This window comes from Microbacterium sp. B19 (assembly GCF_000333395.1).
Classification (GTDB): Bacteria; Actinomycetota; Actinomycetes; order Actinomycetales; family Microbacteriaceae; genus Microbacterium.
The window spans coordinates 1-9,147 of the sequence record NZ_BADA01000215.1; the positions used below are offsets into that span (position 1 = coordinate 1).

8 protein-coding genes are annotated in these 9,147 nt (G+C 71.1%); 4 read left to right on the plus strand and 4 right to left on the minus strand.

What is annotated here, in order from left to right:
- Positions 1-91: 91 nt before the first annotated feature.
- From I5G_RS07995 to I5G_RS08010, 4 genes are all read right to left on the minus strand, one after another.
- Positions 92-1,024: a carbohydrate ABC transporter permease gene (locus I5G_RS07995; RefSeq protein WP_022878586.1), complete on the minus strand. Its 933-nt coding sequence runs from the start codon at positions 1,022-1,024 to the stop codon at positions 92-94.
- A gap of 4 nt (positions 1,025-1,028) precedes the next feature.
- Positions 1,029-2,396, minus strand: a complete 1,368-nt coding sequence (locus I5G_RS08000) for an extracellular solute-binding protein (protein WP_022878587.1) — start codon at positions 2,394-2,396, stop codon at positions 1,029-1,031.
- Between the two features lie 177 nt (positions 2,397-2,573).
- Positions 2,574-3,815 carry an ROK family transcriptional regulator gene (locus I5G_RS08005; RefSeq protein WP_022878588.1) on the minus strand — a complete coding sequence of 414 codons (1,242 nt, stop codon included), beginning with the start codon at positions 3,813-3,815 and terminating at the stop codon, positions 2,574-2,576.
- Positions 3,816-3,843: 28 nt separating this feature from the next.
- On the minus strand, positions 3,844-4,752 hold the full coding sequence (locus tag I5G_RS08010) for an ROK family protein (protein ID WP_022878589.1): 909 nt from the start codon (positions 4,750-4,752) through the stop codon (positions 3,844-3,846).
- A gap of 287 nt (positions 4,753-5,039) precedes the next feature.
- Here I5G_RS08010 and I5G_RS08015 point away from each other — a divergent pair, with 287 nt between their 5' ends.
- The 4 genes from I5G_RS08015 to I5G_RS08030 all read left to right on the plus strand — a co-directional run.
- Positions 5,040-5,954 carry a MoxR family ATPase gene (locus tag I5G_RS08015; protein WP_239642514.1) on the plus strand — a complete coding sequence of 305 codons (915 nt, stop codon included), beginning with the start codon at positions 5,040-5,042 and terminating at the stop codon, positions 5,952-5,954.
- A gap of 7 nt (positions 5,955-5,961) precedes the next feature.
- Positions 5,962-7,194 carry a DUF58 domain-containing protein gene (locus I5G_RS08020; RefSeq protein WP_022878591.1) on the plus strand — a complete coding sequence of 411 codons (1,233 nt, stop codon included), beginning with the start codon at positions 5,962-5,964 and terminating at the stop codon, positions 7,192-7,194.
- A complete protein-coding gene (locus tag I5G_RS21380; protein WP_148286443.1) occupies positions 7,181-8,509 on the plus strand; it encodes a DUF3488 domain-containing protein in 1,329 nt (442 codons plus the stop codon). The genes I5G_RS08020 and I5G_RS21380 overlap by 14 nt, the downstream gene beginning before the upstream one ends.
- The coding region (locus I5G_RS08030; protein WP_204365551.1) for a hypothetical protein at positions 8,404-9,147 on the plus strand (744 nt) is incomplete at its 3' end. The genes I5G_RS21380 and I5G_RS08030, both read left to right, overlap by 106 nt.

Sequence of the window (9,147 nt, forward strand, 5' to 3'; positions counted from 1 at the left end):
GATGTCGGACACCCAGCGGGCTCCCGGCGCGTGGGCGAGGCCACGGAGGGACGCACGCGCGGACGTCGGGTCGGAAGGGACACGGCGGTCATCACTCCACCTCCGGCTTCAGGATCTTGATGTAGAGGACGGCGAACACCGCGCCCAGGACGAGAGTCACGGTCGCGATCGCGGTGCCGTACCCGACCTGCGCGAACTGGAACGCCTGCTGATACGCCAGGACCGGCAGAGTGGTGCTCTGGATGCCGGGACCGCCGCCGGTCATCACCCAGATGAGCCCGAAGGTGCCGAGCGTCTGCAGCGTGATGAGCATGAGGTTCGTCGAGATGGAACGGCGGATCATCGGCAGCGTGACGAGGAAGAAGCGCTGGACGGAGTTGGCGCCGTCCAACTGCGCGGCTTCGGACACCTCTTGGGGGACCTCGGCCAGAGCGGCGCTGTAGACCTGCATCGAGAACGCGGTGCCGCGCCACACGTTGGCGAGGATGACCGCGAGCATCGGGTACTGGATGAGCCAGCTCACCGGCGCGAGCCCCACGGCCTGCAGCGCGGCGTTCACGGTGCCGTCCGCGGAGAAGAAGGCGTACAGCGCGAACGCGGCGACGATCTCCGGGAGCACCCAGGCCACGACGACGAGGGCACCCACGATCGTGGCCACGGGCTTCGACGACGACCGCATCAGGACGGCCAGGGCCAGGCCCAGCACGTTCTGACCGACGATCGCCGAGAAGAACACGAACGCGACAGTCAGCAGCACCGCGGTCCAGAAGTCCTTGTCGCCGAGCAGCGCGGCGTAGTTGTCGAGGCCGATGAACTGCGGCTTCGCCGCCTTGTACCCGGTGAGGGCGGTGTTGGTGAGCGATCCCCAGATCGCGTAGACGATGGGGCCGAGGAGGAAGATCGCCAGGAGCACCAGCGCCGGCAGGAGCGGCGTGGAGCGGCCGAGCGACCGCAGGGCGGAGGCCCGCCTCCTCCCCGCCCCGGTCGGGGCGGGGAGGAGGCGAACCGGAGACGTCGTCGTCATCGGATCAGTTGCCCTGCTCCACGGCGTTCTTGCCGACGATCTTCGTCACCGCGTCGTCGTACGTCGCCGCCGCGTCCTCGGGGGTGGCCTGGCCGGTGATCACGGATTCCGTCGCGGCCTGGAGAGCGCTGGAGATCTGCGAGTAGTCCGGCGTCGTGGGACGGAAGTGCGTGTACTGGACCAGGTCCGAGAAGAACGAGAACGTGGGGTTGTAGCTCAGGTAGGCGTCGGAGGTCGCCACGTCCTTGCGCACGGCGATCTGGCTGTTCTCGGTGTCGTACTTGAGCGTGTTCTCCTGGTTGAGCGCCATCGCGACGAAGTCGAACGCGGTGCGGGGGTGCTTGCTCTGGGCACCGACGGCGAGGGTCCAGCCGCCGGACATCGACGTGAAGCCGGGGTCGCCGCCGTCCTGCGTCGGCATCTTCGCCAGTCCGATCGTGCTCTCCCACGCGGGCCACGCGTTCTTGCCCTCGCTCCAGCCACCCGGCAGCCACGAGCCGTCGATGGCCATCGCGAGCTTGCCCTGCGGCAGCAGTTCGGTGGAGACGCGGCTGCCGATCGTGGAGTCCAATGCCAGATCGAGCGGCGTGGCCACCCCGTCGGCGTAGATGTCCTTGTAGAACTGCAGCGCGTCGGTCATACCGGCCGACCCGGTGACCCACTTCTGGCTGTCGGTGTTGTAGAGCGTCGAGCCGGTGCCGTAGAGCAGCATCTCCAGACCCTGCATCGAGGTCTGCTCCGCGGCGGCCTTGCCGCCGTAGATGTTGAGCGGGATGACATCCGGCTCCGCCGCCTTGATCTTCTGCGCGGCGGAGATGATGTCCTTCCAGGTCTTCGGCTGCCAGTCGGCGGGGAGACCGGCGGCGGCGAAGATCTGCTTGTTGAAGTAGATGGCGCGCGTGTCGGTTCCCATGGACACGCCGTAGGTCTTGCCGTCGTCGCCATAGCCGGCCTGCTTGGCCGCGTCGTAGAACTGGCTCCAGTCGGCCCATCCGTTGACGTAGTCGTCGAGCGGGAGGAGGTAGCCGGCGGCCGCGTCGGAGCGGATCTGGAAGCTGTCTTCGTACATCACGTCGGGCGCCGTGTCGGGTGAGCCGTTCATGAGGGCGAGCTTGGTGAAGTAGTCGTTCTCGGACTCGATGGGCTGGAGCTTGACGGTGACGCCCGGGTTGGCGGCCTCGAACTCCGGCTTGACCTTCTGGAAGAGATCGTCGAGCTGATGGAAGGCCGAGGTCTTCTGGTACGCCACGGTGATCGTGCGTTCGCCGGATTCGGTCGCCGGGGCGGCGGACGAGCCTCCCGCGCTGCATCCGGCCAGACTCGCACCGACGATCCCGACAACGCCGATCACGCCGAGGGCTCTGATTCGCATTCCTGCTCCTTTGCTAGGTCGCCGACTCCTCCTTCGGGGTCGAACCGCGTTTACTCTATCAAACAGAGTAAATACGGCAAGCACGAATATCCGGGCCTGTTCGGATGCCTTGCCGTGCCCCGGTCCGCACCCGCGTCCGGGGCACGGCTCCGCCCCCAGCGGCGTATCTCGCGGAGCTCAGGCGGTGATCATGAGGTCGGCCGGTCGGGCCGTGAACGACTCATCCAAGATCAGGCAGGCCGCACCGACGGCGGCCACATCCGTGCCCAGGAGAGAATCCTGCAGCGTCACCGGCAGCGTCGCCGTCGACGCCCGGGAGGACGCGAGGCCCTCCACCAGCGGAACGCGCAAGACGTCGGACAGGGCGGACCACGCCACCCCGCCCACGACGACGGTGTCCAGGTCGAGGAGATTGTTCACCTCGACCACCGCCCGCGCCATCCGCTGCGCCGCGGTCTCGACCACGCTGCGCGCCCGCTCATCCCCGGCTTGGGCGCGCTCGGCGAGGTCGCGCAGCGCGCCGGGGAGGCCCGAACCCGCGGCGTACGGAGCGGGGTCGATCCCGGCGGCGCGGAGCAGCACTTCGGGCTCGATCGCCACGCCGAGGCACCCGCGCGCACCGCACGCGCACACCGGTCCCGTGGGATCGACGATCATGTGCGCGATGTTTCCCGCGTTCCCGGTGAGGCCCCGGACCGGCGAGCCCTCCACCGCGAGGCCGATGCCGACGCCGGCGCCGTAGTACAGGAACATCGCGTTCGACACTCTGTCGCGGCGGTCGAACCACATCTCCCCCACGATCGCCGCGACGACGTCCTTCTCGAGGACGACGGGCAAGTCGGTGGCGGTGTGGAGCTGATCGCGGAGCGGAACGTTGTGCCACGCGGGCAGCAGCGGCGGGTTCAGCAGACGCCCGTCGCGCGGATCGAACGGTCCGGGCGCGGCGACGCCGATACCCAGCAGCCGATCGCGCGGCACACCGGACGTGGCGAGCAGGTCGTTGACGGCGTCGGCCAGCGACGCGGTCATCACGGGTCCGGGTGCGGCCGTGAGCGGCGTGTGTTCCGCCCGCGCGACGACCTTGCCCGCCAGATCGAGAACGACGAGCGTGTCGACGAAGGGGTCGAGGTGCACGCCGACCGCGAACCGCGACTCGGGGTTCAGCGCCAGCAGGGTCCGCGGCTTGCCGGGGCCGGCGATGACCTTCCCCGCCTCGGCGATGAGCCCCTCGACCGCGAGACGCCGGGTCAGGTTCGTCAAGGTCTGCGGCGCCAATCCCGTCCGCTCGGCGAGCTCGCTTCGGCTGATGCCGTCCGGGGCGCGCCGGATGAGGTCGAGCACGAGCACCTGGTTGTAGGTGCCGACCGCGGGCAGGTTCGAGCCGCGACGCCGCGATCCCCCGTCCTGCCCCATCGTCATGCGGTAACCGTACCGTCGTCGACGGGTGTCACGCGCCGAGCGCGAGCGCGGCGGCCCCCAGCAGCGGGCCGTCGCCGTCGAGTCCGGACGGAACGACGCGGCACCGACGCGCGTATGCGTGGAGCGCGGCGTCGTGGGCGGCGGCGGCCACCAGGTCGACGTAGTCGTCGGCGACCCTCGCGAAACCGCCCGCGACCGCGACGGCCTCGAGGTCGCAGAGCGTCGCGGCGGCGGCGATCGCCTGCCCGACGGCGGCGGCGGAGCGGCGCACGGCGGCGACGGCGATCTCGTCGCCCGCACGGTAGGACGCCGCCAGGTCGAGCCCGGTCTCGCCGACCCACCCACGGGATCGTGCCCACGCCACCGAACCGGGACCGGCGGCCACGGCCTCCAGCGTCGCGACCGCGGGGTCGCCGTCGATCGTGCGGACGAACGTCTGCCCGAGGTGCCCGGCGTTGCCCGTGGAGCCGGTGACCGGGCGGCCGTCCATCACGAGGCCCCCGCCCACACCCGTCGACACCACGATCGCCATCGCGTTCGTCGTGCCGACGAGGGCACCGCGCCAGTGCTCGGCCAGCGCGATGCAGGTGCCGTCGAGCGCGAGGGTGAGGGGACCGTCGACCAGGCCGCCGAGGACCTCGTCGATCACGAGACCCTCGACCTGGGGAAGATTGAGCGGCGACACCGACCGCGCGGGAAGGTCCACCGGACCGGCGCTGCCGACACCGATCGCACCGACGCGCACGTCGGGGACGGCGGCGAGCGCCTCCTCGGCGGCGGCGCGGATGTTGCCCGCGATGACCTCGCGACTGTTCTCCCGTCCGGTCGGGCGGCGAGCGACGCTCGCGCGAACGACCTCGCCCGCGGCGGTGACGACGGCGGCATCCACCTTCGTCCCACCGATGTCGACGGCGAGTACGGCGGCGGCTTCGGTCATGTCGTTCTCCTCGGGTCGGCAACGATGCCCGATCCTAGGGCCGTCGCGCACCTGAGCAGGTGCCGTATTCCGACCCGCAGCGTGTTCCCGCAGGTTACGATCAGGTCACGGCGGCCCGAAACGCTCCTCCGCCGCGATGCGACACGAGGGATGCCATGGACGAGACGGTGACGCCCGAGGCGGCCCCGCGGCTACGCCGCCCCGACCTGAAGCCCGTGGGCGCCGAGGTCGACGAACCCCTGGATGCGGAGGGTTTCGCGCGGCTCGCCGAGCGCATCCTCGCGTCGATGTCGCGCGTGATCGACGGGAAACCGGATGCCGTGCGGAGCGCGCTCATCGCACTTCTCGCCGAGGGCCACCTGCTGATCGAGGACGTTCCCGGCGTCGGCAAGACGATGCTCGCGCGCGCCCTCGCGGCGACGGTGGACGCCGACGTGCGTCGCATCCAGTTCACTCCCGATCTGCTGCCCGGCGACATCACCGGCGTGTCGGTGTTCAACCCTGTCGAGCGGCGGTTCGAGTTCACGCCGGGCGCGGTCTTCGCGCACATCGTCATCGCCGACGAGATCAACCGCTCGTCCCCCAAGACGCAGTCGTCGCTGCTCGAGGCGATGGAGGAACGCCAGGTCACTGTGGACGGACGCACCCACGTGCTCCCCTCTCCCTTCCTGGTCGTGGCGACGCAGAATCCGCTCGAGATGGAGGGGACGTACGCGCTCCCCGAGGCGCAGCGCGACCGCTTCCTCCTCCGGATCTCCATGGGGTACCCGGATGCCGCGGCCGAGACGCTCATGCTCCGCCAGCGCGACACCGTCAACCCGCTCGATGCGCTCACCCCCGTCGTCTCTGCGCCGCAGGTCACCGCCATGATCGCCTGGGCGCGTGGGGTGCACGTCGCCCCCGCGCTCGAGGAGTACGCCGTCGCACTGGCCCAGGCCACGCGCTCCCACCCCGACATCCGCCTAGGGGCGAGCCCCCGCGCAACCCTGCAGCTCGTCCGCGCGGCCAAGGTGCGGGCGGCGCTCGACGGCCGCGGCTACGTGATCCCCGACGACCTCACGGCGCTGCTCGCGCCCGTCTTCGCCCACCGCGTGATCGCGAACCGGTCCGCGGCAGGCGGCCGGGCCGGGGCCGTCGTCGTGGCGGACGCGCTCGAGCGGATCGCCGCGAGCGTGCGCGTTCCGCTGGCCCAGCGAGCGTGAGCACGTCGTGAAGGAGCGCTGGCCGCTGACCCTGCGAGGCACCGGCGCCGTCGCCCTCGGCGTGGTGGCCCTCATCGTCGCCGAGCGCGCCGCGATCCCCGAGCTCCTCTACTTCGGCGTGCTCCTGGTGGCACTGGTCGTGTTCGCGGCGGCGAGCGCGCTCCTCGTCCGCGCGTCCGGAGAAGTCGTCCGCACCGTGAGTCCCGAGGTCCCCGAGGTCGGCGGCCTCGCCGAGGTGCAGCTCGCGGTGCGGGTGAACAGCGCGCTGCCGACCCTCCCCGGACGGTGGTCGGACGGCCTTCCGTCCGGTCTCGAGGGGCGCGCGGAGGGCGGCTTCCCCGCCGCGGCATCCACTCTGCGGCGCTCCGGCGCGCCGGTGCACCTGCGCTACGAGGTCCGCGGGGCCGTGCGCGGAAGCTACGAGCTCGGGCCGGTCCGGGTCACGACGACCGACCCCTTCGGACTGGTGCGCCGTCGCTTCCGCGTCGGCCGGGCGTCCGCGCTCACGGTCGCGCCCACGGTCGTCGAGCTCGGTCCGCTTCCCGCGACCCCGGGCGAGGCCGGCGGTACCCGGCAGAGCGCGGCACTCCAACTCGGTCAGGGCGCCGACAACCTCGTCGCCCGCCCCTACGCCCCCGGCGACTCCATGCGCCGCATCCACTGGCGGGCGACCGCCCACCGCGACACGCTGATGGTGCGGCAGGAGGAGCAGGAGTCGAGCCCTGCGGCGACGGTCGTGTTCGATCGCGCCCTCTCGCGGTGGTCACCGATCGCGGCCGAGACCATCGGCGGCGACCCGGCCTTCGAGACCGCGGTGTCGGTCTGCGTCTCCGCGGTGTCGCGGCTCGTGCACGAGGGCTACACGGTCGAGGTCGTCGACAGCGACGGCGAGCTCCTCGCCGAGCCCGTCGCGGGCGGAGAGGATGCCGAGGCCCGGGCGCTCGCGGCATCCTTCGCGACCCTGCGCGCCCGCATCGACGTGCCGTCGCGCCGCATCGTCCCCGCGTCGGTCGCGGCGATGCTCGGCCCCGTGGTCGTCGTCACCGGACGGCTCGCGCCGGACGACCTGCCCCCGCTGCGTGCCGCCGCCCAGCGGTCGGCGCTTCCGCTGCTGATCACCGTGTCCGACCACCCGGTCGACGGCACCGGCTGGCACACGAGTTCGGTGCGCCCGGGCGGCGATGTCGCCCGCGCCTGGGACGAGGCCGCACGACCCGAGGATGCTCGTGTCGGGGGCTGACGGGAACACCGCGCGTCCCGTCCGGCGTCGACGCGACCTCGCCCTGCTCGCCCTCGGCGTCTTCGCGGGCATCGTGGCCGCCCTCGTTCCTGTCCTGTCGGTGATCGCCCCGGGCGCGTGGACCGTCGGCGCCGTCACCGCCGCCGCGGCGGTGCTCGTCACCGGACTCGCGGTGCGGCTCGCCCGCCTTCCCGCGCTCGTGGCCACGCTCGCCGAACTCGTCGTCGGGGTGCTCCTGCTCACGGCCGTCTTCGCCCGCTCCACCGCGCTGCTCGGGATCATCCCCACCCCGACGACGATCGCCTCGATCCCCGCGCTCTTCTCGGGAGCATCGGAGGAGATCCGGCTCGGCATCGCACCGGTCACCGCCGCCACGGGCCTGTCGTTCGTGCTCGTCGCCGCGGTGACAGGCCTCGCGATCGTGCTCGACCACGTCGTCCTGACCGCGCGGATGCCGCTTCTCGCGGGCGTCGGCCTCGTCGCCGTGTCGCTCATCCCGACGATCGCCATCCCCGCGGCGGTCGATGTGCCCGCGGTGCTCGCCCTCGCCGTCACGATCCTCTTCCTGCTGCGCATGGACGTGCGCTCGCGCACCCGGGCGAGCGGCCCTCAGCGCCGGATCGGACCGCGGGTGTGGGGCGCGTCGGCCACAGCGATCGGGATCGCCGCCGTGTCGGTGCTGGTCACGCTCGTCGCCGTGCCGCTCCTCCCCCAGCCCGGTCTGCGGTTCGCCTCGGGGTCGGGCGCCGGCTTCGGGACGACGATCAACCCCAACCTCGACCTCGGCAACGACCTCCGCCAGCCGCGCGACATCGACGTCCTCACCGTCGACACGACGGCACCGTCCGCGCCGTACCTGCGCGCGGTCACGTTGTCGCGCTTCGACGGCGCCGTGTGGCAGCCCGACTCGGGCGACACGGTCACGGTGCCCGGTGATGCCCCCGTGTTCGATGCCCCGCAGGTGGACAGCGACATCGCCGTCTCGACCTGGACGACCACGATCAAGGTCGGCGAACTCGACAGCCCCTGGCTGCCGGTGCCCTCCCCCGCGACGAAGGTGACGGGCCTGCAGGGGGAATGGCTCGGCATGCCCGAGAACCGCATCCTGAGGGGTCCACGATCCATCTGCTCAGCGACGACGAGACCACCTCGGCGCTCGACCTGTGGCTGCTGGACCATCCGGAGGCCGTCGCGGGTCCGGACACCCGGATGTTCGCGTTCAACCCCGACGTCGTGGCATCCAACTACTACCTGTCGCCGATGTTCCGCTCGTTCCTGCTGTTCTCGAACACCAAATGGAACCGCACGGGAATGATCACGCCGGGGGTCTTCGGCACGCTGCGCGGATCGTTCATCGGTCTTCCGCGCGCGACCGAGATCAGCGTTCCGGTCACGGTGAAAGAGCCCGGGAAGTACCACCTGCTGATGCGGTCGGCGAACACCGCGAACACGCTGCACATCTCCTCGTCGACGCTGTCGTACGACGAGTCGTTCGAGCTGCGCTCCCCGCCGCAGAACGTCAAGCTGTTCCCGGTCGACGACGTGTACAAACCCGGCCGCGTGGCCACAGACACGTCCGGCATGTCGGTCGCCGATCTCGAGCAGCAGATCCCCGACACGCTCGTCCCGGTCAATTCGGGGTTCAGTTTCCAAGACCTCGGAGTCGTGGATGCCGAGGCCGGGAAACACACCTTCGCGATCGACAAGACCGACACGAATCCCATGCTCTTCGAGGGCCTCATGCTCGTGCCCGAGGAGACCTACCGGTCGCTGACGCTCCCGTCGAATGTCGAGCGGATCACCGATCCGAACGCCCTCGACTGCTCGGAGCGCACCGAGAGCGCCGGCGGGCAGGACGGCTACGTCGATCCCGCCGCCAACCCCGAGCACGCCAACCTCACGCAGGACGAGCTGCTCAACCTCGGCGCGGCCGACGTCACCGACCTCGAACCT

Coding starts and splice junctions, on each gene's coding strand:
- I5G_RS07995 (WP_022878586.1), bottom strand. CDS start 1,024: ATGACGACGACGTCTCCGGTTCGCCTCCTCCCCGCCCCGACCGGGGCG.
- I5G_RS08000 (WP_022878587.1), bottom strand. CDS start 2,396: ATGCGAATCAGAGCCCTCGGCGTGATCGGCGTTGTCGGGATCGTCGGT.
- I5G_RS08005 (WP_022878588.1), bottom strand. CDS start 3,815: ATGACGATGGGGCAGGACGGGGGATCGCGGCGTCGCGGCTCGAACCTG.
- I5G_RS08010 (WP_022878589.1), bottom strand. CDS start 4,752: ATGACCGAAGCCGCCGCCGTACTCGCCGTCGACATCGGTGGGACGAAG.
- I5G_RS08015 (WP_239642514.1), top strand. CDS start 5,040: ATGTCGCGCGTGATCGACGGGAAACCGGATGCCGTGCGGAGCGCGCTC.